We start from the raw sequence: 23,422 nt of genomic DNA on the forward strand, positions 1-23,422 counted from the left end.
CATGAAAAAAATCATATACGCTCTACTATTTGTATCATTGCTTTTCTCTTGTAAGGAAGCAAAAAAAGAAGAAGAAACATCAAAAGATAATGGATTAATAACAGTAACCAAGCAACAATTTCAATCGTCTGGGATGCAAATCGCTTCACCAGCCGAACAGGATTTCAATGTAGTTGTTAAATGTTCTGGAAAGATTGATGTTCCTCCGCAAAACCGAGCACAAATCACTTCATTTATTGGAGGTTATGTTAAGTCAACCCATCTTTTAGTTGGAGATAAAGTAACCAAAGGACAAGCTTTATTGACTTTGCAGAACACTGAATTTTTGGATATTCAAAAAGAATATCTGGAAGTCGCGGAACAAATCAATTACTTGAAATCGGAATACGAACGTCAAAAAACATTGTATGATGAGAAAATTTCCTCACAAAAAAACTATTTGAAAGCAGAGAGTGATTACCGGAAAACAAAAGCAATGTATCAAAGCTTACGTGAAAAATTACTGATGCTTAACATTAATCCTGTTCAAGTTGAAAAAGGAAAATTAACTTCGGTGATTACTATTTATTCACCAATTTCAGGCGATATTGTCATTATGAATGCAAATGTTGGAATGCCAATTGCACCTTCTGATGTAATATTGGAAATTGTGGATACCCAGCATTTACATTTGGAATTGGCAGTTTTTGAAAAAGATATTCTGAAGATTAAAATAGGTCAGAAAATTGAGTTTACTGTGCCTGAAGCGACAAAAGAAGTGTTTAATGCAGAAGTTCATTTGGTTGGAAAATCTATAGAAGGTAATGACAGAACCATAAATGTGCATGGACATTTGGAAGATAAAATTAGACAAAAGTTATTGACAGGCATGTTTGTAGAGGCAGGAATATTAGTTGACACAAAAAAAGGTTTGGCAATTCCTGCGGAGGCATTAATTACAGAAAGTAATAAAAATTTCGTACTTTTATTAGATAGCTCTAAAAAGGACTATTCCTTCAAAAAAGTCAAGGTTTTAATTGGTGAAAAATCCGAAAAATATATTGAAATAATTCCTGATAGTGAAATTAATGTTTCTTCAAAAATTTTGACCAGAGGGGTTTTTGATATTGCAAATTGATAGTAATCACAACTATATGGCAGAAAAATATTCTGTATTATTCCATATATTCATTTAAATTTTTTTAACCATTAAATCAAAATATATTATGAACGATGCACATTTACACATGGTAGTAAACCATTTTCCAATTATCGGAACCATTTTTGGATTTGGAATCTTAATTGTTGGCTTGGTTTTGAAAAATAAAATACTGATAAATACATCTTATGTGTTATTTATAGTTGCAGGTATTTTTGGAGCAATTAGTATGGGAACCGGCGAGGGAGCAGAGGAATTGGTTGAAGATATGCCAAATATTGGAAAACAGATTATTCACGAACACGAAGAGCTGGCCGAAAAATTAGCAGTTTTACTTTATGTTTTAAGCGGTATGTCTCTTGCGGGCTTGTATTTGAATTTTAAAAATCATGTAAAAGCAAAAGTGGTTTCCTTTTTGATACTTGGTATCGCAACTGCTGGATTGTTTTTAGTTCAAAAAGTTGGTACTTCAGGTGGTAAAATTCGCCATACCGAAATTCGGGCAAATGCGGATGTAACTGTTAATGGTTCTGTAAAACAATCAGAAGAGCATGAAGATTAAGTTTCCGATTTGAAAATTACAAAAGAAAAGCGATTCAATACGAATCGCTTTTCTTTTGACGGGCTTGTATTGAAAAATTATCGATTAATCAATTTTGCTTTTTCTTTAATAATATCGCTTATTTTTCGATTTTCGATTTTGCTTTCCAGCCAAGAAATAATATCAAGATATAAAAAAGCTCTTTTTTCATAAGTGTTTTTCTCTAATTCAATGAAACGCTCCCTCATTTTGATAAACTCTTTCTTAATGTCACTCGGATATAAGTTACTTAAGTTTTTTAGAAAACGAATAATCTCTTTTTGCACCTCATGTAAATCATTCATTTTGATTAAAAATTTATAAGTACTCAATAGCTGACTTTCTAAATTAAAATCTTTACCTGATTCATAATGTGCGATTAAACACAATAATCGTGCAAAACAAGCCAAATCTTCTCGAACATAAAGATTTTTGTTATTGATGATTTTTTCCAAATAAATGATACATTCTCGGTACTTTTCATTTCCGAAATAAATACTCGCAATTTTGTAATAAAACATCATTTCGTGATGCTCATCCAAATGTTCACTGTGAACTTTTATTTTGTTTAAAATCTCAGGAATGAGGTATTCGCTTTCGGCAAAAGTGCCTTCTAAAATATGATAGTTTAATTTGTTGTTATAAATATAGAGAAATGATAGCGAAGCAATGTTGTCATTGACAGGGAATCGAGGATCACTGATGGTTTCTTCTAAAAGATTTAAATATTTTTTAAAATTGGTTTTGTATTTCAACATGAATAGGGATTCCAATAAATAATGATTTCCTTTTAGAAAGAAAACAGGATTTAGGAAAATCATATTCTTATTGTCATAAAATAAAGTTACCCATTTAGTCGCATACTTATAACAGGAAAGAAAGTCCTGCACTAAGAAACTTCTCCATAAGTTAGCGTTATAGAACCAATATTTTTCTCTGAAACCAAATTTTGACTGATCCAAACGCGCAATGTGTTTAACAAAGTAATCATCGATGTATTTGTATTCAGCATCACTTTTTACATATCCTGTTTTAAGCATGATTCCATATAGCTGAAGCGATAAATTGGATAATTTGCTGGAAATTGTATTGCGATAGTTTAATTCTTTGGCTTGAATGACCAATTCATCGGCTCGGCCTTGAATACTCCTTGTAATGTATTGTGATTCAATTAGTTTTTCAAATTCGACAATTTCAAAAGCCATGTATTTTTCATCATTTTCAATGGCTTGCTGTTTTGTTTTGTCAAGTATTTTTAGACTTTGTTTGTAAAGGCCTTTATTGTATAGTATTGCGGCAAAGTCAATTTGTTCGCGGAGCTGATACCTAATGTTTTGACTAGGAATATTCAAGCGAATGCTTACTAAGATTTGTTTGTAGAGGTAGGATTTTAAATTAGACAGCTGTACTTTTTTAATTAAGCCATTCTTAAGTATTAGTTTCTCATCATATACTTCCGATTTATCTAAAATATTAAATAACTCGATAAATTTTGTATTAGAACTAGTCTCTAATCGGCTGGCAAAAATTTTAAATTGTCTTTTTTCAGATTTGGAAAGGGATTTTATTAATACAAATAAAAAATCTTTTTGATGGTTAGCCATTGTATTATAAAAGTATTTAACTTATTGATTTTCAGACTTATGATTTGTTTTTTTTTACTTTATAAATAGTATATTTACCTAAAAGCAGGTTTAGTTTTAAGTAAATGAAAACTATTTTTGTTTTAAGATGTGAAATTACATTAAATAAATTAAAATGAATAGAGAGAAAGTCCAAATTTTTGATACCACTTTAAGAGACGGTGAACAGGTCCCAGGATGTAAATTAGACACCAATCAAAAACTCGTTATAGCCAACCGCCTTGACGAAATGGGAGTAGACATCATTGAAGCTGGTTTTCCTGTTTCTAGTCCAGGTGATTTTTTATCTGTTTCTGAAATATGTAAAATTGTAAAAAACGCAACTGTTTGTGGTCTTACTAGAGCTGTTAAAAATGATATTGATGTAGCGGCACAAGCTTTGAAGCATGCTGTTAGACCTAGAATTCATACAGGAATAGGAACTTCTGATTCTCATATTATCCATAAACTTCAGACTACTCCGGAAGATGTGATTGGAAGAGCGAAATATGCTGTTGCTCACGCTAAATCTTATGTTGAAGACGTAGAATTTTATGCAGAGGATGCTGGTAGAACAGATAATGCTTTTTTGGCAAGAGTTTGTGAAGAAGTAATCAAATCTGGAGCTACCGTACTTAATATTCCAGATACTACAGGATATTGTTTGCCAGAGGAATATGGTGCAAAAATAAAATACCTTAGAGAAAATGTAAAAGGGATTGAGAATGTTATTCTTTCTTGCCATTGTCATAACGACTTAGGAATGGCAACTGCCAACTCAATTTCGGGAGCTATAAATGGAGCTCGTCAAATAGAATGCACAATCAACGGAATAGGAGAGAGAGCTGGAAATACGGCTCTTGAAGAAGTTGTTATGATTTTCAAACAGCATCCTTATTTAAATTTATATACAGACATTGACAGCAAACAATTGAATGAAATGAGCCGTTTGGTTTCTGAAAGTATGGGAATGATTGTACAGCCGAACAAAGCTATTGTTGGTGCTAATGCTTTTGCTCACAGTTCTGGAATTCACCAAGATGGTGTGATTAAAAATAGAGCGACCTATGAAATCATGGATCCTTTGGATGTTGGTGTCAATGAGTCTTCTATTATTCTTACAGCGAGAAGCGGTAGAGCAGCTTTGGCTTACAGAGCTAAGAAAGTTGGTTATGAGCTTACCAAAACACAATTGGATATCGTGTATATTGAGTTTTTAAAGTTTGCTGATATCAAAAAAGAAGTTCTTGATAATGATATTCATCAAATTATTGAAGCCAGCAATATATATGTCAACTAATTTTTAGCAGAAATAATATAAAAAATAAATGATATGAACTTAAAAATAGCAGTACTTTCAGGTGATGGTGTAGGGCCAGAGGTTATCTTACAAGCTAAGAAAGCGCTGTATGCAATTAGTGTTGCCTATGATCATGAATTTATTTTTGAAGATGCTTTAATTGGAGCTGTCGCAATAGAGAAAACGAGAAATCCTTTACCAGAACAGACTTTAAATCTTTGTTTGAATACTGATGCTGTTTTGTTTGGTGCTATTGGAAATCCTAAATATGATAATAATCCTGAATCAAAAATTCGTCCAGAGCAGGGATTATTAAAGTTGAGACAAGAATTAGGACTGTTTGCTAATATCAGACCTATAAAACCGTTCAAAAACCTTTTGGATGCTTCTCCGATAAAAAAGGAGGTAATCGAAAATGTTGATTTTGTAATTTACAGAGAATTAACAGGAGGATCGTATTATGGCGATAAAGTCATAAACGAAGAAGGAACTTTTGCTTCGGATATATGCGAATATTCTGAAAATGAAATTAACCGCATTACACATCAGGCTTTTAAAGCCGCTCAAGGCAGAAGAAAAAAAGTGACATTAGTTGATAAAGCTAATGTGTTGGAAACGTCTAGGTTGTGGAGAAAATTAGTTAAAGGAATTGCTAAGCAGTATCCAGATGTAAAATTAGAATGTCAGTATATTGATAATGTAGCCATGCAAATAATTACTGATCCTAAACAATATGATGTAATCTTAACAGAGAATTTATTTGGCGACATATTGTCAGATGAGGCTTGTGCGATTATGGGATCAATAGGATTGATGGCATCTGCTTCAGTTGGAGAAAACAAAGCTCTTTTTGAGCCTATTCACGGTTCTTACCCACAGGCAAAAGGGAAGAATATTGCTAATCCAATTGCCTCAATTTTATCGGCAGCTATGCTGTTAGATCACTTTGGTTTGGCAAAAGAAGCCAAGAAAGTTTATGAAGCTGTAGAAAAAGCTATTGAATATAAAGTAGTTACTATTGATTTAAATCCGGGTTCAAGATTTGGAACCAATGATGTTGGAGATTTTATTTCAAATGTCATATTGAGTAAAGATGATTTATATTTTAAAAACGATAATGTTCAAATAGGACAGTCGACTATCGTTTAACTAATAAAAATCATAAAATGTTACGTTATATCACTAATTGCTGTTAGTTTGTTGGTAAATTTTTTTTTATTTTAGATTTGTTTTGTACTTTCGCAAAGTCAAAAAAATGAAAAAATGAAACACATTATCAACGTCCTTTTAGTATTAAGTGTCATTGTGATTATCACATATGAAAAGGGATTGGTATAAATATAAGTGAAAGCATATATAAAACCTCCCATAATTTTGGGAGGTTTTTTTTTAAATAAAAAATTAAATACACAAATTAATACAGAATGGAATTAAATAAATACAGCAAGACAATTACACAAGATGTAACGCAACCAGCAGCTCAGGCAATGTTATACGGAATTGGCTTAACTGAAGAGGATTTGAAAAAAGCACAAGTTGGAATTGTTAGTATGGGCTATGAAGGAAATACTTGTAATATGCATTTGAATGACTTGGCCAAAGACGTCAAGAAAGGAGTCTGGAATGCTGATCTTGTTGGATTGATATTTAATACTATAGGTGTTAGTGATGGAATTTCAAATGGAACGGAAGGAATGCGTTATTCATTAGTTTCCCGTGATGTAATAGCTGATTCTATTGAAACTGTTATGGGAGCACAATGGTATGATAGTTTGATTGCTATCCCTGGATGCGACAAAAATATGCCCGGAGCCTTAATTGCAATGGGAAGAGTTAATCGTCCTGCTCTTATGGTTTATGGAGGAACTATTCACTCAGGAAAATGGAAAGGAGAAAGTCTTAATATTGTTTCTGCTTTTGAAGCATTGGGGAAAAAGTTCCAAAATACGATTTCTGATGAAGATTTTAACGGAGTGATTAAAAATTCCTGTCCCGGTCCTGGAGCATGTGGCGGAATGTATACTGCTAATACTATGTCTTCAGCTATTGAAGCTTTAGGAATGAGTTTGCCATACAGTTCATCAAACCCAGCTTTGAGTGAAGAAAAAAGAAGAGAATGTGATAATGCAGGAAAAGCAATCCGAATATTGCTGGAAAAAGATATCAAGCCAAGAGATATTATGACCCGCAAAGCTTTTGAAAATGCTATTGCAATTGTAGCTGTTCTAGGAGGGTCAACAAATGCGGTTATGCACTTAATTGCTATGGCACATTCAGTAGATATTGAAATAACTTTGGATGATTTTCAGGCAATAAATGATAAAACACCTGTTCTTGCTGACTTGAAACCAAGCGGTAAATATATGATGGAGGATTTGCATGCTGTAGGTGGTGTGCCTGCGGTAATGAAATATTTACTGAAAGTAGGTCTTATTCATGGAGATTGTTTAACTGTTACTGGAAAAACAATAGCAGAAAACTTAGAAAGTGTTCCTGATTTACAGGATGGACAAGAAGTAGTATTTGAAATTCAAAAAGCATTAAAATCTACAGGAAATATACAAGTTTTATACGGTAATCTTGCAGAAGAAGGCGCAGTGGCTAAAATTAGCGGAAAAGAAGGGGAATACTTTGAAGGTACAGCTGTTGTATTTGAGAGCGAATTTGAAGTTATTCCGGGTATAGAAAAAGGATTAGTGAAACCGGGTAATGTAGTCGTCATCAGGTATTGTGGGCCAAAAGGTGGTCCAGGGATGCCTGAAATGCTAAAACCTACATCAGCTATTATTGGTGCAGGCTTAGGTAGCAGCGTTGCTTTGATTACTGATGGCAGATTCTCTGGAGGTTCACATGGTTTTGTGGTAGGTCACGTTACACCAGAAGCTTATGATGGTGGTGGAATTGCTTTAGTTGAAAATGGTGATGTAATTACTATTGATGCGGTTAAGAACACCATCAATTTGAAGATTAGTGAAGAAGAATTTGCAAAAAGACGATCCAATTGGGTGCAGCCACCTTTAAAAGCAACAAAAGGTGTTCTTTTGAAATATGCAAGATCTGTGTCAAGCGCATCTACAGGATGTGTTACCGATAAGTAATAAAAATCCACTTTGGTGGGCAGAAAATAGATATAAAGCTATGGCAAAATAAAAATTTGCAAAAAGCTAAAAAAATATAAAATGGAAAATAATAAAATATCAGGGGCAGAAGCCGTTATCAGATGTTTATTGGCAGAAGGAGTTGACTTGGTTTATGGTTATCCGGGTGGAGCTATTATGCCGGTTTACGATGAATTATATAAATTTCAAGATCAACTGCACCATGTTTTGGTGCGTCACGAACAAGGTGCGGCTCATGCTGCACAGGGTTTTGCAAGAGCTACGGGTAAAGTAGGTGTTGCAATTGCAACTTCAGGACCAGGAGCAACTAATTTAGTAACTGGTATTGCCGATGCTCAAATTGATTCTACACCTTTAGTGTGTATTACAGGTCAAGTTGGTAAACATTTATTGGGCTCCGATGCTTTTCAGGAAACGGATATTATTGGAATTTCAACTCCGGTTACCAAATGGAATTATCAAATTACAGAGGCTCACGAGATTCCAGAAATTATCGCAAGAGCTTTTTATATCGCCAGATCAGGCCGTCCAGGTCCAGTTTTGATTGATATAACAAAAAATGCTCAATTTGATGAATTGGATTTTAGTTATGAAAAATGTACTGGTATTAGAAGTTATCATCCAAGACCTGTCTTAGATCTTAAAAAAGTACAAGATGCAGCAGATATAATTAATAATGCCAAAAAACCATATATTATTTTTGGTCAAGGCATCATATTAAGTCAAGCAGAAGAGCAATTGAAAAGATTGGTTGAAAAATCAGGGATTCCTGCAGCTTGGACTATTTTAGGACTTTCAGCTTTGCCAACAGATCATCCTTTAAATGTAGGTATGGTGGGGATGCACGGTAATTATGGCCCGAATCTTTTGACTAATGAATGTGATGTTTTAATTGCTTTAGGAATGCGTTTTGATGACCGCGTTACTGGAAACTTAGCAACTTATGCTAAACAAGCCAAAGTAATTCATTTCGAAATTGATCCAGCAGAAGTTGATAAAAATGTAAAGACCGAAATTGCAGTTTTGGCCGATGTGAAAGAAGCATTGACTGCTTTGATTCCATTAATTGACAAGAAATCACATGAATCTTGGCATAATGAATTCAAAGAAAAATATAAGATTGAATTAGATGCAGTTATCAATGAAGAATTAGCTCCAACGAATGGAAAAGGAATTTCGATGGGTGAAACTATGGAAATGATTAATAAACATTCAAAAGGAGACGCAATTATAGTATCGGATGTAGGACAGCATCAAATGTTTGCCTGTCGTTATGCTAAATTCAATTCGACTAAAAGTAATGTTACTTCTGGAGGTTTGGGAACCATGGGCTTTGCTTTGCCTGCCGCTATTGGTGCCAAAATGGGAAGACCGGATCGTGAAGTTGTTGCTATTATTGGTGATGGCGGTTTTCAAATGAACATTCAGGAGTTAGGAACTATTTTTCAATCACAAGTTCCTGTAAAAATTGTGGTGATGAATAATGAATTTTTGGGAATGGTTCGCCAATGGCAGGAATTATTTTTTGATAATCGTTATGCATCAACCAAAATGATTAATCCAAACTTTATTGCTATTGCAGAAGGATATCATATCAAGTCTAAAAAAGTAATTAATAGAGAAGATTTGGATGGTGCTGTCGCCGAAATGATGGCTTCTAAAGATTCTTATTTCTTAGAAGTTATGGTAGAAAAAGAAAACAACGTATTCCCAATGATTCCAACAGGAGCTTCGGTTTCTGATATGAGATTAAGCTAAAAATTATGGAAAATAAAATGTTCACCATTTCTGTTTATTCAGAAAATAACGTTGGCTTATTAAATAGGATATCAGGTATCTTCTTAAAACGCCATATAAACATATTGAGCCTAAATGTTTCAGAATCTGAAATTGAAAATGTTTCGAGATTTGTAATTGTTGTAAACACCACTGAAAAATGGGTGCAAAACATTGTTGGGCAAATAGAAAAACAAATTGAAGTCATCAAAGCTTTTTATCATGTTGATGAAGAGACTATCTTTTTGGAAAGCGCAATTTTCAAAATAGCTTCCAGTCTGCTTTTTGACGAAAGACAGATTCAGAATATCATAAAAGATAGTAAATCTGAAATTGTTACGGTATCAAGAGAGTTTTTTGTGATTTCAAAATCCGGCAAGCGTTCAGAAATTGAAGAATTATATGCAAAACTGAAACCTTTTGGAATCATGCAGTTTGTTCGTTCCGGAAGAATCTCAATTTCAAAAGAAAAAATGGAAATTTCAGCAATACTGGAAGCATTTAAATAAAAAAAAACTATCTGCAATAGAACAAAGCGAAATGCAGATTACAATTTTCAATTATTAAATTTTACATTCATTAAATATTAAAAAAAATGGCAAATTATTTCAATTCATTACCACTTAGATTACAATTAGAACAATTAGGAGTTTGCGAATTCATGGATCAATCAGAATTTGCAAATGGAATAGATGCATTAGCAGGAAAAAAAGTAGTCATAGTTGGTTGTGGAGCTCAAGGTTTGAACCAAGGCTTAAACATGAGAGATTCAGGTTTAGATATTTCTTATGCGTTACGTGCTGATGCTATTGCAGAGAAAAGAGCTTCTTTTAAAAATGCTACTGATAATGGTTTCAAAGTGGGAACTTATGAGGAATTAATCCCGACAGCTGATTTAGTTTGTAATCTTACACCAGATAAACAGCACACGGCAGTAGTTACAGCTATTATGCCATTAATGAAACAAGGGGCTACTTTGGCTTATTCACATGGATTTAATATTGTTGAAGAAGGAATGCAGATCCGTAAAGACATAACTGTTATTATGTGTGCTCCTAAATGTCCTGGATCTGAAGTTCGTGAAGAATATAAAAGAGGTTTTGGTGTACCAACTCTTATCGCGGTTCACCCAGAAAATGACCCTAATGGTTTAGGTTTGGATCAGGCAAAAGCTTATGCAGTTGCTACAGGAGGAAATAGAGCAGGAGTTTTAAGATCTTCTTTCGTTGCCGAAGTTAAATCTGATTTAATGGGCGAGCAGACTATTCTTTGCGGTTTATTGCAGACTGGATCAATCTTATGTTTTGACAAAATGGTTGCTGAAGGTATAGATGCAGGATATGCTTCTAAATTAATCCAATACGGATGGGAAACTATCACCGAAGGATTAAAATACGGTGGAATCACAAACATGATGGACAGATTGTCTAATCCAGCTAAAATTGCTGCATTCAATGCTGCTGAAGAGTTAAAAGACATTATGCGTCCATTATTCCAAAAGCACATGGATGATATTATCTCTGGTCACTTTTCTAAAACAATGATGGAAGACTGGGCTAATGATGATAAAAATTTATTGGCTTGGAGAGAAGCTACAGGAAATACGAATTTCGAAAAAACACCTGCTGGGAATGTTGAAATTTCTGAGCAAGAATACTACGATAATGGTGTATTAATGGTTGCAATGGTAAAAGCGGGTGTTGAATTAGCTTTCGAAGCAATGACAGATTCTGGAATTATTGAAGAATCGGCATATTATGAATCATTACACGAAACTCCGCTAATTGCTAACACAATTGCGAGAAAGAAATTATTCGAAATGAACCGTGTAATTTCTGATACTGCTGAATACGGATGCTATTTATTTGATCATGCATGTAAGCCATTAATCGCTGAGTATGTGAAAAATGCACCAAGCAATTTGGTAGGTCGTCCATTTAACGACGGAAGCAACGGAGTAGATAATAAAGAGTTAATTGAAGTTAATTCAATTATCAGAAATCACCCTGTTGAAGAAGTGGGAGCTTGGTTGAGAGAGTCTATGACTGCAATGAAAAAAATCGTATAATAAAAATAAAAAATCAGGAATTATCACACATGAGGGTGTGCAGGGATTTGCATAATATCACAAAGGTTTAAATATTTTGAATTAGTAAGCACTTATTGGACAATTGAAAAAGATATTTATGCATAATTACATTCACTTAACTTCGAATAACCTGTAAGTTAAGTGAAGTAATCCCTAGGTGTTTTGTTTCTTAAGAAGAATAAAAATTATTGTTAAATATTTGTTAATGAAAGGGCGTTTTAGTTACTACTATGCCCTTTTCTTGTTTTAAATTGAGTAAAAAATCTAAAATGTTATGAAAAAATCATTAAAAATTATAGAAGAGCAATTTTTTATTATTATTTTACAAATTAAAAGTTTTGAAAACCGAAGAGATTTAATACTTTTATAAAAAATTAAAAAAGATGAGTTATTTTAAAATTGATAGTCTAGAACAATACTTTAAACATTATAATAAATCGATACGTGAGCCTCGGAAATTTTGGGGAAAAATTGCTGAAGAGAATTTCACATGGTATCAATACTGGGACAAAGTTGTCGATTTTAATATGGCTGATGCCGAAGTAAAATGGTTTGTTGATGCAAAAGTTAACATTACTAAGAACTGTATCGACAGACACTTGGCTAAGAAAGGTGAAAAAACTGCAATAATTTTTGAGCCAAATGATCCTTCTGAAGAAGCTTTGCACATAAGCTATAATGAGCTTTATGAGCGTGTTTCTAAAATGGCCAATGTTTTAAGAGAACAAGGAATTACTAAAGGTGATCGTGTTTGCATTTATTTGCCAATGATACCAGAATTGGCAATTGCTATTTTGGCTTGTGCTAGGATTGGAGCGATACATTCTGTTATTTTTGCAGGTTTTTCTGCATCGGCAGTTGCTTCAAGAATAAACGACAGCCAATGTAAAATGGTAATTACTTCTGATGGTGGTTACCGAGGTAATAAAACGATTGATTTAAAAGTGATAATTGATGAGGCTTTGCAAAATTGTCCAAGTGTCACTTCTGTTTTAGTTGCTAAAAGAACAAATGCTGATATTCAAATGAAAGCTGGTCGTGACCAATGGTTGGCGCCGCTTCTTGAAAACGCAATTAACAATAGTGTTGCCGAGATTATGGATGCCGAAGATCCGTTATTTATACTATATACTTCGGGATCTACTGGTAAACCTAAGGGTATGGTTCATACAACGGCCGGATACATGGTTTATACAGCCTATACTTTTAAGAATGTTTTCAATTATGAAGAGAACGATATATTTTGGTGTACAGCAGATATTGGATGGATTACTGGACATTCTTATATATTATACGGCCCATTATTAAATGGAGCAACTACTGTAATCTATGAAGGAATTCCTTCTTATCCGGATTTTAGCCGTTTTTGGGAAACTATTGAGAAGCATAAAGTAACTCAATTTTATACAGCGCCAACAGCCATACGTGCATTGGCAAAAGAGAATTTATCTTATGTACAAAAATTTCCTTTAAAATCATTGAAAGTAATTGGTTCAGTTGGAGAACCAATTAATGAGGAAGCTTGGCACTGGTATAATGACCACGTAGGAGGAAAACGTTGCCCGGTAGTTGATACTTGGTGGCAAACAGAGACGGGGGGAATTATGATTGCGCCATTAGCATTTACAACTCCAACAAAACCAACTTATGCTACATTACCATTGCCAGGTATTCAGCCTGTTTTAATGGATGATAAGCGCAATGAAATAGAAGGAAATCAAGTTGATGGCAGTTTATGTATCAAATTTCCATGGCCAGGTATTGCCAGAACCATTTGGGGAGATCACCAAAGATATAAAGATACTTATTTTTCAGCTTTTCCAGGGAAGTATTTCACAGGAGACGGTGCATTACGTGACGAGGTAGGCTATTACAGAATAACTGGACGCGTTGATGATGTAGTGATTGTATCGGGGCATAATTTAGGTACGGCTCCAATTGAGGATGCAATTAATGAACATCCCGCTGTTGCAGAGTCAGCAATTGTTGGTTTCCCACATGATATTAAAGGAAATGCATTATATGGTTATGTTATCTTAAAAGAATCAGGTGAATATAGAGATAGAGACAACTTGATCAAAGAGATCAACCAGCATGTGGCTGATCACATTGGACCAATTGCCAAACTTGACAAAATTCAGTTTGTGACTGGATTACCAAAAACAAGATCAGGGAAAATTATGCGTCGTATATTGCGTAAGATAGCTGAAGGTGATTATTCAAATTTTGGAGATATTACCACGCTGTTAAATCCTGAAATTGTGGATGAAATTGTAAAAGGTAAAATAGTGTAACACTATAAAAGTTAAGGTTCTACAGAAACTGCTTCAAATTTTGAAGCAGTTTTTTTTTGCTCCTCCAAGTAAAGAAAATGTTAATTCTTGACTAATCGTGTAACATTATATCTGAATTAAAGTCTATTGATTATCAGATTTGTATAAATGTTCTTGTATGATACTTCTATTAAATAATTTGCTATTCGTTTTTTTTATAAAACAATCGAAAAAGTTAATTTAATGTTAAAATTAAGTACTATGTGATGCATGATACCTTTTTTAAGACATATATTTGCATAGGATATTATTATATGATCCAAGTTTAATTAATCAATCATCAATTAAAAATCAATTATTATGAAAAAATCAATCATTTATTTAGGAGTAGCTTTAGTAGCTTTCGCAAATGTTTCTTTAGCCACAAATGTGAATACATTTTCAAATACTTCTCACGGAGTTGAATTTAATGAAACAGTAACACCATTAGGATTTGCTATCAGCAAAGGAGATCTGGAAACTGTTAAAAAGTTTGTTGAATACGGTGCAGATATAAATGAATTATCAAACGGCATGACTCCGTTAATGATTGCGGCACGTTACAATAAGGTAGAAATTATCAAATATTTATTGTCTAAAGGAGCAAATGTTAATAAAAAAGATGAAAATGGATTTACTGCATTAAAGTATGCAGAATTGTCTAATGCAAATGAAGCTATTCAGCTTTTGAAAAAATAATATCAAAATTCAAAATGAGACTTCATATATGATGAAGTCTCATTTTAAAAAATTAATCAAAAATCAATCAAAAAATATAATCATGAAAAATTCAGTTTTAATCTTAGGAATTGCATTAGTTTCATTTTCAAATATTTGTAATGCAAAAAACAGTTTAAGTTTTCAGTACAATTTGTTTCAAAATACCATTTTGTCAAGTGAAACCGAAATACAAAATGATGGGACTGCAAAATTTGCAAAACCTTCTTTAGCAGAAGAAGCAGAAGTATTCAATCCAGAAACAGTTATTGCTTTTAGCCGTAAAACAGTAAAAGAGATTATTGAAGAAGGAGATAAAATTGTTGAAACTAGAGTTCTTAATAATTCAGAATTTATGGCTTATGAAGAATCAATGAAAGAAATAATAGCTCAATCTGAACTAACTATTGAAAGCAATGTTTCGAATGAGACGCATCCTCTTTATTCTGAAAGAACAATAGAAGATGAAATAGCAGAACTGGAATTGATCATAGAAAGTAATAGTAGTAATGAGGTAAGCCCGTTAGATTTTAAAAAAAATGACAGTAACTCTATCATGACAAATACATTCAATTCTAAAAAATTCATTGGAATGAATTAATTTTTTAGATAAGCTTTACGGGACTTTTGAAAGAACACCATTATGAAAAGTATAATGAGGCTTTTTTTTCAATTATATCTTTATGAGCTGTTTGTCCTGTGTTTTTGAAAACAGTAATAAAGCTGTAATAGCTCCAATAGTTGCGAACAGCATATCCGACTGAGTATCCCAAACATATCCTTGTGTTCCTAAAAAGGCATCACCGCCATCTCCTGTGGCGATAGAAACAAACCATTCAATCCATTCATAAGCTGCACTAATTGCCAAACAAATGGATGCAATTATGAAATTGAAAAAACTCTGGTTCGCAATTACTTTTTTTCGAATAAACAGTTCACGAATAATCATTGCTGGAACGAAGCCTTGTGCAAAATGGCCAACTTTGTCATAATTATTCCGGCTTTGATGAAATGCTTCTTTTATATAATCAAAAAAGGGAACTTCGGCATAAGTGTAATGCCCGCCAATGAAGAGAATAATGCAATGAATTAAAATCAAAGTATATGTAAAATTGGTAAATCTGAATTTTTTGAAAGTCAAAGTCAAGATTATAATCCCAATTATAGCTGGAATAATTTCCAGAAAACAAGTAAAAACTTCTTTCGGATTTATAATTGACCAAATTAAGGTTAGTATAAATATTGCTAATAATTTATGAATGTATTTCATTTCTTGATTTTAGGGGATTGGGTTTTTTTAATAACTGGTGTCATCCAGTTTCACTTTTCCATTGAAAGTTCTGTACAAAAAGAAAAAATAAGCAGCTAAAAGAGGTGCGCCTATTGCGACTATTGTCAGCATTATCCCTAATGATTTTTGTGAAGAAGCAGCATTGTAAATAGTAACACTAAACTTTGGGTCAATTGTAGAAATTAAAAGCGTCGGATATAATTGTAAAGCTACTAAAATCAGTAAAAAAGCCATTGTTAAAGAAGAAAATATCAATGCCAGCATGTATTGTTTTTTTGAAACTAATCTTGGTACATTGGCTACAGCCAAAAAAGAAATTATAGGAACAATAAAATAAATCGGATTGGCTCTGAAATTTGCGGTAACTTCTGGAATAAAAATCAATGTATAAAGTGTGGTAATTCCGAAGCTGATAATAAAAAAAATCATTCCATTTTTAAGTAAAAAAGTTAGTCGGGCGTGTAATCTGCCTTCTGTTTTTAATAAAAGGTAAATAGCTCCTTGTGTCATGAAAATAGATAATGTTGTAAAACCAACCATTATGGCATACGGATTTAAGAATGAAAAAAACATGCCGCCCTGATAACTAAAGTTAGGCCCTAAAGCAAAACCCTGTAAAATATTAGCTAAAACAACACCAAGTAAAAAAGCAATTGAAATACTGGAAATACTATAAATAAAGTCCCAGCTTTTTCTCCACCACACCATTTCTTCAACACTTCGGAATTTAATTGCAGCTGCTCTAAGTACATTCAGCATTAAAAACAGCATAAAAGGAACGTACATCGCTGATAGCATCGTTGCGTACATTACCGGAAAACCGGCAAATAATGCACCACCGCCAATGATCAGCCAAACCTGATTGGCATCCCAAACGGGAGCAATTGCGTTTATTGCAATTCTTCGGCTTAAATCCTTTCTTAAAAATAAATGCCAAGCACCAGCACCAAAATCAAAGCCTTCTAAAATCGCATAACCAGAGAATAATAAACCGATTACTAAATACCACAATGTTGGATAATCAATTCCTAAAAAAGTTTCCATACTATAAAAAATTAAAAGGATTTGAAAGTTACAGTTGTTTCAGCTTCATCATAAGGACCATGTTTTATTTTTTTATTGACAGTATATAAAAATAACGCTAGCAACAACGAATACACCACAGTAAACATAACCAATGAAAATACGATTTGATTGGAAGCAACTTCTTGGGAAAAAGCATCGCTAGTTCGTAACTGTCCATAAACAACCCAAGGCTGTCTTCCCATTTCGGCAGTAAACCATCCTACTTGATTGGCTATTTGAGGCAATATGACAGCAAAGGAGAAAATCCACATGAGCCATTTGGTTTCAAATAGCTTTCCTCGCCACCATAAAAAAATCGCGTATAATGTTAGTCCTATTAATGCCATCCCAATAGCAACCATGATATGATAAAACTGAAAAACAGCATTTATCTGGCTCGGCCTGTCTTCAACTGGGAAATTATTTAATCCTTTTATAGGAGTATTAAAATCTTGATGTACCAAGAAAGAAAGCCCGCCTGGGATTCCAATTCCGGTAACTTTTTGATTTTGTTTATCGACCCAACCTAGAAGATATAAATCGGCAGGTTTGTCTTTTTCAAAATGACCTTCCATTGTTGCCAGTTTTGCTGGTTGATTTACAGCAACTCCATCAGCTGTGCTATGACCTGAAATTAATTGGGTAAGTGAAAAAATAGTAGCAACGACCAAAGAAATTTTGAACGCTTTTTTAGATATTTCAACATAACGTCCTTTTCTAATGTAATAGGCATGTACACTTAAAACTAAAAAAGCTCCAGCTAAAATAGCGCCCTGCCAAGTATGAATTATTCGATCAACACTTGAGGGATTGAAAACCATTGCCCAAAAATCGGTTACTTCGGCACGAGCATTTAGTCCTGTGCCAACAATATGATATCCTGCTGGTGTTTGCTGCCAAGAATTAGCAACCACAATCCAAACAGCTGAGAACATAGATCCTAAAAATACTCCTAACGTGGATACAAAATGCACCCAAGGTTTCACCCGATTCCATCCAAAAAGTAATACTCCAAGAAAAGTACTCTCTAAACCAAAGGCAAATAGTCCTTCTGCAGCTAATGCACTTCCAAAAATATCTCCTACATAACGCGAATACACAGCCCAATTGGTTCCAAATTCAAATTCCATTATAATTCCGGTGGCAACACCTATCCCAAAGGTCAAGGCAAATATTTTAATCCAAAAACGAGTCAAAATTTCGTAATCTTTATTGCCTGTTTTAAGGTAAAGTCCTTCCATGATTACCATTATCAAACCAATGCCTATACTTAATGGTGGATAGATGTAATGAAAGGCTATAGTAAAAGCAAACTGTATTCGGGCGAGTATTTCAACATCCATGATGAAAATATTTTATTTAAGAATATGTGTAAATTTACGGCAGAAACATGATTAATGAGGTGTTATAAAATAATTTCATCGATGATTTCTGTAATACTTTGATACTTATCTGTTTTGAAAACGAACGAATGGAATTTTAGTTCTATAAAAAAAAGCACCATTATAAAATGATGCTTTCGTTTTTATTTGAAATAGGAAAAAGTTTCATTGTTTTCTATCTTCAGCAACGTTTCATAGATCAGTTTAATCACGTTTTCGACATCATCACGATGTACCATTTCAACGGTAGTGTGCATGTATCGTAATGGAAGCGAAATCAATGCCGAAGCTACACCGCCATTACTGTAGGCAAACGCATCGGTATCTGTACCCGTAACTCTTGAAGAAGCCAAGCGCTGAAAAGGAATGTTTTTCTCCACAGCAGTATCCAGAATTAATTCTCTCAAATTATTTTGAACCGCCGGAGCATAAGTCACAACAGGACCTTTACCAATTTTAGTTTCTCCTTCAATTTTTTTATCAATCATTGGAGTTGTTGAGTCATGACATACATCGGTCACAATAGCCACATTTGGTTTTATGGTTTGCGTAATCATTTCTGCTCCTCTTAAACCAACTTCTTCTTGAACTGCATTTGTAATGTATAAACCAAAAGGCAGTTTGATGTTGTTTTCGTGCAATAAGCGGGCAACTTCCGCAATCATAAATCCGCCCATTCTGTTATCTATGGCACGGCAAACGAATTTATTCTCGTTCATAATCATGAATTCGTCAGGATACGTAATGACACAGCCCACATGAACTCCCATTTTTTCTACCTGCTCTTTGGTTTCGCATCCCAAATCAATAAATATATTGCTGATTTTAGGATTTTCTTCCTTGTCTCTGTTTCGGGTATGTATAGCTGGCCATCCAAAAACGCCTTTTACAATGCCGTTTTTAGTGTGAATGTTTACACGCTTCGATGGAGCAATTTGATGGTCAGAGCCACCATTTCTAATAACATATACTAATCCGTCCTCAGTGATATAGTTTACATACCATGCAATTTCATCAGCATGACCTTCTATTACTACTTTGTATGAAGCATCAGGATTAATGACTCCAACAACAGTCCCGTAAGTGTCGGTAATAAATGTATCTACATAAGGTTTTAAGTAATTCATCCATATTTTTTGTCCTTCGCTTTCAAAGCCGGTAGGAGAGGCGTTATTTAAATATTCCTCTAAAAAAGTTAATGATGATGCATTCAATATTGATTCAGTACTCATATAAAATATTTTTTCGCTAAATTAAAAATTTGTCTTTATAGTTCTATATTTAATGTATAATTTTGTGTTAAAAATATTTCCCCATGAAGCTTTATAGAATTTTATTTTTCTGTTTTTTAACATCACTATCTGTTCATGCCCAGGAACCTAAAAAAGACAATGTTCCTATGGGTTATGTGCTTACAGAGGCCGATAGTATATTTGGTGACACTATAGTGCTTCCTGAATTAGTAATTGAAACTCACAAAATGAGCGATGAGGATAAAAAACAGTTTTTATTACTGCAGAGAAGGGTTTATGCGACGTATCCTTATGCTAGAATCGCTGCCGAAAGATTGACTTCTTTAAATAGAGGCATGGAAAAGTTTACTAATAACAGAGATAAAAAAAGATATTTCAAAATAGTTGAAGATTATTTAAGCGATGAGTTTGAAGCCCGATTAAAAAAGCTTTCCAAAAAACAGGGGCAAATCTTAGTCAAATTAATAGACAGGCAGACAGGAACCACAACGTACGAACTAATTCGGAATCTTAAAAGCGGATGGAAAGCATTTTGGTCCAACACAACTGCCAGTATGTTTAATATTGATTTAAAAATGAAATACCAGCCTTTTGAGGTTAATGAAGATTATTTAATTGAAACAATATTGGTCAGGGGCTTCGAATCAGGTAGGCTTAGAAAACAAGACGCTGCAAAGCCAATAGATTATGATAAGCTAGACGATGCTTGGATTAAAAAATAAAGCATATTGTTTAATGTATATAGGAGAGGGATAATTATTAAGATGATTGTTTCTCTTTTTCGCTTTTACAGTATAGTTAGTAGCTATTTCCTGCTATTCGCTTCAATCTTGTGGACCGAACCCGGTCCGCAAGGATTTCCACTTCTATCAGGGCTATGGCATCAGGTTTTTATAAGGGAGATTTGTTATTATATATATGTATAGGTTTTTCAGCAGTATAAACCGTGCAGAATTGACAAACAGACCTCCAAAAACTTGCCAAAACCGATAAATAGCCCAGAAAAAGCCCCTCCAAATTAAAAACTCTGCAAAATCGGGTATTGTAACGAACGACAAACCAATACATTAAAAAATAAACAAAAAATAGTTAAGAAAAGCTATTGTTTAAACGAATAAACTATCTACTTTTGCACCCGCAACAACGCGGACGTTCATAGAAATCCTGACAAGCCCACTAAATCGAAACGAAAATTTATTTTCAAAAAAGATTAAAAAAAGCTTGTGAGATTTAAAAACGGATGTTACTTTTGCACCCCGCTAAATGGGCAAAGTTATTTGAAATACTGATGAGAAAAAGAGAAGAAAGGGAAAATAAATTTTTCCAAAAAAACTTCAAAAAATTCTTGCCAGTTAGAAATAAATTGCTACTTTTGCACCCGCTTTGAGAAACAAACGAAAGGCGAAAAGCGTAGAGATTCACTGTTGTGAATCTTAACAAAAAAAGAGAAGACAACGTTCCTAGACATATTGAATTGACAGCCGTTTTGGTCGAAAGATCAGAACAAAAGAAATAAGAGTAATAGAATCGGAAGATTTGAGAAAAGACCACTAGAATTTGAGTCGCATAAAACAGCTTAATTTATTAAGCGCACAATATACGATGAAGAGTTTGATCCTGGCTCAGGATGAACGCTAGCGGCAGGCTTAACACATGCAAGTCGAGGGGTATGCTTCTTCGGGAGCAGAGACCGGCGCACGGGTGCGTAACGCGTATGCAATCTACCTTTTGCAGAGGGATAGCCCAGAGAAATTTGGATTAATACCTCATAGTATTATGACTCGGCATCGAGATATAATTAAAGTCACAACGGCAAAAGATGAGCATGCGTCCCATTAGCTAGATGGTAAGGTAACGGCTTACCATGGCTACGATGGGTAGGGGTCCTGAGAGGGAGATCCCCCACACTGGTACTGAGACACGGACCAGACTCCTACGGGAGGCAGCAGTGAGGAATATTGGACAATGGGCGCAAGCCTGATCCAGCCATGCCGCGTGCAGGATGACGGTCCTATGGATTGTAAACTGCTTTTGCACAGGAAGAAACAACATTACGTGTAATGTCTTGACGGTACTGTGAGAATAAGGATCGGCTAACTCCGTGCCAGCAGCCGCGGTAATACGGAGGATCCAAGCGTTATCCGGAATCATTGGGTTTAAAGGGTCCGTAGGCGGTTTGGTAAGTCAGTGGTGAAAGCCCATCGCTCAACGGTGGAACGGCCATTGATACTGCCAGACTTGAATTATTAGGAAGTAACTAGAATATGTAGTGTAGCGGTGAAATGCTTAGAGATTACATGGAATACCAATTGCGAAGGCAGGTTACTACTAATTGATTGACGCTGATGGACGAAAGCGTGGGTAGCGAACAGGATTAGATACCCTGGTAGTCCACGCCGTAAACGATGGATACTAGCTGTTGGGAGCGATCTCAGTGGCTAAGCGAAAGTGATAAGTATCCCACCTGGGGAGTACGTTCGCAAGAATGAAACTCAAAGGAATTGACGGGGGCCCGCACAAGCGGTGGAGCATGTGGTTTAATTCGATGATACGCGAGGAACCTTACCAAGGCTTAAATGTAGATTGACCGGACTGGAAACAGTTTTTTCGCAAGACAATTTACAAGGTGCTGCATGGTTGTCGTCAGCTCGTGCCGTGAGGTGTCAGGTTAAGTCCTATAACGAGCGCAACCCCTGTTGTTAGTTGCCAGCGAGTCATGTCGGGAACTCTAACGAGACTGCCAGTGCAAACTGTGAGGAAGGTGGGGATGACGTCAAATCATCACGGCCCTTACGCCTTGGGCTACACACGTGCTACAATGGCCGGTACAGAGAGCAGCCACTGGGCGACCAGGAGCGAATCTACAAAACCGGTCACAGTTCGGATCGGAGTCTGCAACTCGACTCCGTGAAGCTGGAATCGCTAGTAATCGGATATCAGCCATGATCCGGTGAATACGTTCCCGGGCCTTGTACACACCGCCCGTCAAGCCATGGAAGCTGGGGGTGCCTGAAGTCGGTGACCGCAAGGAGCTGCCTAGGGTAAAACTGGTAACTAGGGCTAAGTCGTAACAAGGTAGCCGTACCGGAAGGTGCGGCTGGAACACCTCCTTTCTAGAGCTTTAGTGTTAGCTATATGCACGCTAAGGAAAGAAGACGATCTGACTATTGGTTACAGATAATAAGATTATATTACTCTTGCTGTTAATTTAAAAAAAAGAAAATAAATTATTTTAAATGATGAATTATAAATTATAAATGACGTAAAGGCATTTAAAATAAAAAAATTCAAAATTCAAAACAATTTTAAGAGTGTCTCGTAGCTCAGCTGGTTAGAGTACTACACTGATAATGTAGGGGTCGACAGTTCGAGTCTGTCCGAGACAACCAAAAAAGTATTAAGTACTTAGAATTAAGTATTAAGACAAAAACGTTCATAGAAACAGATTAAAAGGAAATTCTAGGGTTGAAAGATTACGAATTACAACAATTCATAATTCATAATTCACAATTCATAATTAAATTGGGGGATTAGCTCAGCTGGCTAGAGCGCCTGCCTTGCACGCAGGAGGTCAACGGTTCGACTCCGTTATTCTCCACAGGAAAGTATAGAGATAATAGTACAAAGAATTAAGACAAAATCTTAATGCTTAATACAAAAATCTTGATACTTATTAAAGTTCATTGACATATTGAGATAAGAAATAATAAAAAGTAGAAAGAACATGATAGTATCAAGACGGTAGTATCAAGTATTAAGAGTAATCTTGATACTTAAT

At 34.7% G+C, this 23,422-nt stretch carries 17 protein-coding genes, 2 tRNA genes and 1 rRNA gene; 15 read left to right on the forward strand and 5 right to left on the reverse strand.

Annotated features, from left to right (window positions below):
* Nucleotide 1 precedes the first annotated feature (1 nt).
* Together CLU83_RS05240 and CLU83_RS05245 are read left to right on the forward strand one after the other, a co-directional pair.
* The gene (locus CLU83_RS05240) at nt 2-1,117 is read left to right on the forward strand and encodes an efflux RND transporter periplasmic adaptor subunit (protein ID WP_100430640.1); all 1,116 of its coding nucleotides are present in this window, start codon (nt 2-4) and stop codon (nt 1,115-1,117) included.
* 88 nt (nt 1,118-1,205) lie between these two features.
* Complete coding sequence (locus tag CLU83_RS05245) at nt 1,206-1,700, forward strand: hypothetical protein (protein WP_100430641.1); 495 nt, start codon at nt 1,206-1,208, stop codon at nt 1,698-1,700.
* A 77-nt stretch (nt 1,701-1,777) separates the two neighbouring features.
* Here CLU83_RS05245 and CLU83_RS05250 read toward each other — a convergent pair whose 3' ends face one another.
* Nucleotides 1,778-3,322 (reverse strand): hypothetical protein, encoded by a 1,545-nt coding sequence (locus CLU83_RS05250; RefSeq protein WP_100430642.1) that lies wholly within the window; start codon nt 3,320-3,322, stop codon nt 1,778-1,780.
* Nucleotides 3,323-3,476: 154 nt separating this feature from the next.
* On the opposite strand from CLU83_RS05250, the gene CLU83_RS05255 reads away from it, so the two are divergent.
* The 9 genes from CLU83_RS05255 to CLU83_RS05295 all read left to right on the forward strand — a co-directional run bounded on the left by CLU83_RS05255 (nt 3,477) and on the right by CLU83_RS05295 (nt 15,254).
* Nucleotides 3,477-4,640 (forward strand): 2-isopropylmalate synthase, encoded by a 1,164-nt coding sequence (locus CLU83_RS05255; RefSeq protein WP_100430643.1) that lies wholly within the window; start codon nt 3,477-3,479, stop codon nt 4,638-4,640.
* A 33-nt stretch (nt 4,641-4,673) separates the two neighbouring features.
* Nucleotides 4,674-5,789: a 3-isopropylmalate dehydrogenase gene (gene leuB / locus CLU83_RS05260; RefSeq protein ID WP_100430644.1), complete on the forward strand. Its 1,116-nt coding sequence runs from the start codon at nt 4,674-4,676 to the stop codon at nt 5,787-5,789.
* 275 nt (nt 5,790-6,064) lie between these two features.
* Entirely contained in the window at nt 6,065-7,738 is a 1,674-nt protein-coding gene (gene ilvD / locus CLU83_RS05265; RefSeq protein ID WP_100430645.1) for a dihydroxy-acid dehydratase, read from the forward strand.
* Nucleotides 7,739-7,819: 81 nt separating this feature from the next.
* Nucleotides 7,820-9,517, forward strand: a complete 1,698-nt coding sequence (gene ilvB, locus CLU83_RS05270; protein ID WP_100430646.1) for a biosynthetic-type acetolactate synthase large subunit — start codon at nt 7,820-7,822, stop codon at nt 9,515-9,517.
* Nucleotides 9,518-9,522: 5 nt separating this feature from the next.
* Nucleotides 9,523-10,044 (forward strand): acetolactate synthase small subunit, encoded by a 522-nt coding sequence (gene ilvN, locus CLU83_RS05275; RefSeq protein WP_100430647.1) that lies wholly within the window; start codon nt 9,523-9,525, stop codon nt 10,042-10,044.
* Between the two features lie 86 nt (nt 10,045-10,130).
* Nucleotides 10,131-11,603, forward strand: coding sequence for a ketol-acid reductoisomerase (gene ilvC, locus CLU83_RS05280; RefSeq protein WP_100430648.1), 1,473 nt, complete (start codon nt 10,131-10,133; stop codon nt 11,601-11,603).
* Between the two features lie 404 nt (nt 11,604-12,007).
* Entirely contained in the window at nt 12,008-13,918 is a 1,911-nt protein-coding gene (gene acs, locus CLU83_RS05285) for an acetate--CoA ligase (protein ID WP_100430649.1), read from the forward strand.
* A gap of 339 nt (nt 13,919-14,257) precedes the next feature.
* Nucleotides 14,258-14,635: an ankyrin repeat domain-containing protein gene (locus CLU83_RS05290; RefSeq protein WP_100430650.1), complete on the forward strand. Its 378-nt coding sequence runs from the start codon at nt 14,258-14,260 to the stop codon at nt 14,633-14,635.
* 82 nt (nt 14,636-14,717) lie between these two features.
* On the forward strand, nt 14,718-15,254 hold the full coding sequence (locus tag CLU83_RS05295) for a hypothetical protein (protein ID WP_100430651.1): 537 nt from the start codon (nt 14,718-14,720) through the stop codon (nt 15,252-15,254).
* A 72-nt stretch (nt 15,255-15,326) separates the two neighbouring features.
* On the opposite strand, the gene CLU83_RS05300 is transcribed toward CLU83_RS05295, so the two are convergent.
* The 4 genes from CLU83_RS05300 to CLU83_RS05315 form a co-directional block, all read right to left on the reverse strand.
* Complete coding sequence (locus CLU83_RS05300; RefSeq protein WP_100430652.1) at nt 15,327-15,923, reverse strand: DUF2238 domain-containing protein; 597 nt, start codon at nt 15,921-15,923, stop codon at nt 15,327-15,329.
* A 27-nt stretch (nt 15,924-15,950) separates the two neighbouring features.
* Nucleotides 15,951-16,988 (reverse strand): cytochrome d ubiquinol oxidase subunit II, encoded by a 1,038-nt coding sequence (gene cydB / locus CLU83_RS05305; RefSeq protein WP_100430653.1) that lies wholly within the window; start codon nt 16,986-16,988, stop codon nt 15,951-15,953.
* Nucleotides 16,989-16,999: 11 nt separating this feature from the next.
* Nucleotides 17,000-18,352, reverse strand: a complete 1,353-nt coding sequence (locus CLU83_RS05310) for a cytochrome ubiquinol oxidase subunit I (RefSeq protein WP_100430654.1) — start codon at nt 18,350-18,352, stop codon at nt 17,000-17,002.
* 182 nt (nt 18,353-18,534) lie between these two features.
* Entirely contained in the window at nt 18,535-19,623 is a 1,089-nt protein-coding gene (locus CLU83_RS05315; protein WP_100430655.1) for a M42 family metallopeptidase, read from the reverse strand.
* 83 nt (nt 19,624-19,706) lie between these two features.
* Between CLU83_RS05315 and CLU83_RS05320 the strand changes: the two genes are divergently transcribed.
* The 4 genes from CLU83_RS05320 to CLU83_RS05335 all read left to right on the forward strand — a co-directional run bounded on the left by CLU83_RS05320 (nt 19,707) and on the right by CLU83_RS05335 (nt 23,242).
* Entirely contained in the window at nt 19,707-20,366 is a 660-nt protein-coding gene (locus CLU83_RS05320) for a DUF4294 domain-containing protein (RefSeq protein WP_232726987.1), read from the forward strand.
* An 877-nt stretch (nt 20,367-21,243) separates the two neighbouring features.
* Nucleotides 21,244-22,757 (forward strand): 16S ribosomal RNA (locus CLU83_RS05325).
* A gap of 199 nt (nt 22,758-22,956) precedes the next feature.
* Nucleotides 22,957-23,033: transfer RNA gene (locus CLU83_RS05330), tRNA-Ile, on the forward strand.
* 135 nt (nt 23,034-23,168) lie between these two features.
* Nucleotides 23,169-23,242 (forward strand) — tRNA-Ala (locus CLU83_RS05335).
* Nucleotides 23,243-23,422 lie beyond the last annotated feature (180 nt).

The sequence above is a fragment of the Flavobacterium sp. 1 genome (assembly GCF_002797935.1).
Taxonomy (GTDB): Bacteria; Bacteroidota; Bacteroidia; order Flavobacteriales; family Flavobacteriaceae; genus Flavobacterium.

Excerpts from the sequence above, each read along its gene's own strand:
- CLU83_RS05240 (WP_100430640.1), top strand. The coding sequence starts at position 2 with ATGAAAAAAATCATATACGCTCTACTATTTGTATCATTGCTTTTCTCT.
- CLU83_RS05245 (WP_100430641.1), top strand. The coding sequence starts at position 1,206 with ATGAACGATGCACATTTACACATGGTAGTAAACCATTTTCCAATTATC.
- CLU83_RS05250 (WP_100430642.1), bottom strand. The coding sequence starts at position 3,322 with ATGGCTAACCATCAAAAAGATTTTTTATTTGTATTAATAAAATCCCTT.
- CLU83_RS05255 (WP_100430643.1), top strand. The coding sequence starts at position 3,477 with ATGAATAGAGAGAAAGTCCAAATTTTTGATACCACTTTAAGAGACGGT.
- leuB (WP_100430644.1), top strand. The coding sequence starts at position 4,674 with ATGAACTTAAAAATAGCAGTACTTTCAGGTGATGGTGTAGGGCCAGAG.
- ilvD (WP_100430645.1), top strand. The coding sequence starts at position 6,065 with ATGGAATTAAATAAATACAGCAAGACAATTACACAAGATGTAACGCAA.
- ilvB (WP_100430646.1), top strand. The coding sequence starts at position 7,820 with ATGGAAAATAATAAAATATCAGGGGCAGAAGCCGTTATCAGATGTTTA.
- ilvN (WP_100430647.1), top strand. The coding sequence starts at position 9,523 with ATGGAAAATAAAATGTTCACCATTTCTGTTTATTCAGAAAATAACGTT.
- ilvC (WP_100430648.1), top strand. The coding sequence starts at position 10,131 with ATGGCAAATTATTTCAATTCATTACCACTTAGATTACAATTAGAACAA.
- acs (WP_100430649.1), top strand. The coding sequence starts at position 12,008 with ATGAGTTATTTTAAAATTGATAGTCTAGAACAATACTTTAAACATTAT.
- CLU83_RS05290 (WP_100430650.1), top strand. The coding sequence starts at position 14,258 with ATGAAAAAATCAATCATTTATTTAGGAGTAGCTTTAGTAGCTTTCGCA.
- CLU83_RS05295 (WP_100430651.1), top strand. The coding sequence starts at position 14,718 with ATGAAAAATTCAGTTTTAATCTTAGGAATTGCATTAGTTTCATTTTCA.
- CLU83_RS05300 (WP_100430652.1), bottom strand. The coding sequence starts at position 15,923 with ATGAAATACATTCATAAATTATTAGCAATATTTATACTAACCTTAATT.
- cydB (WP_100430653.1), bottom strand. The coding sequence starts at position 16,988 with ATGGAAACTTTTTTAGGAATTGATTATCCAACATTGTGGTATTTAGTA.
- CLU83_RS05310 (WP_100430654.1), bottom strand. The coding sequence starts at position 18,352 with ATGGATGTTGAAATACTCGCCCGAATACAGTTTGCTTTTACTATAGCC.
- CLU83_RS05315 (WP_100430655.1), bottom strand. The coding sequence starts at position 19,623 with ATGAGTACTGAATCAATATTGAATGCATCATCATTAACTTTTTTAGAG.
- CLU83_RS05320 (WP_232726987.1), top strand. The coding sequence starts at position 19,707 with ATGAAGCTTTATAGAATTTTATTTTTCTGTTTTTTAACATCACTATCT.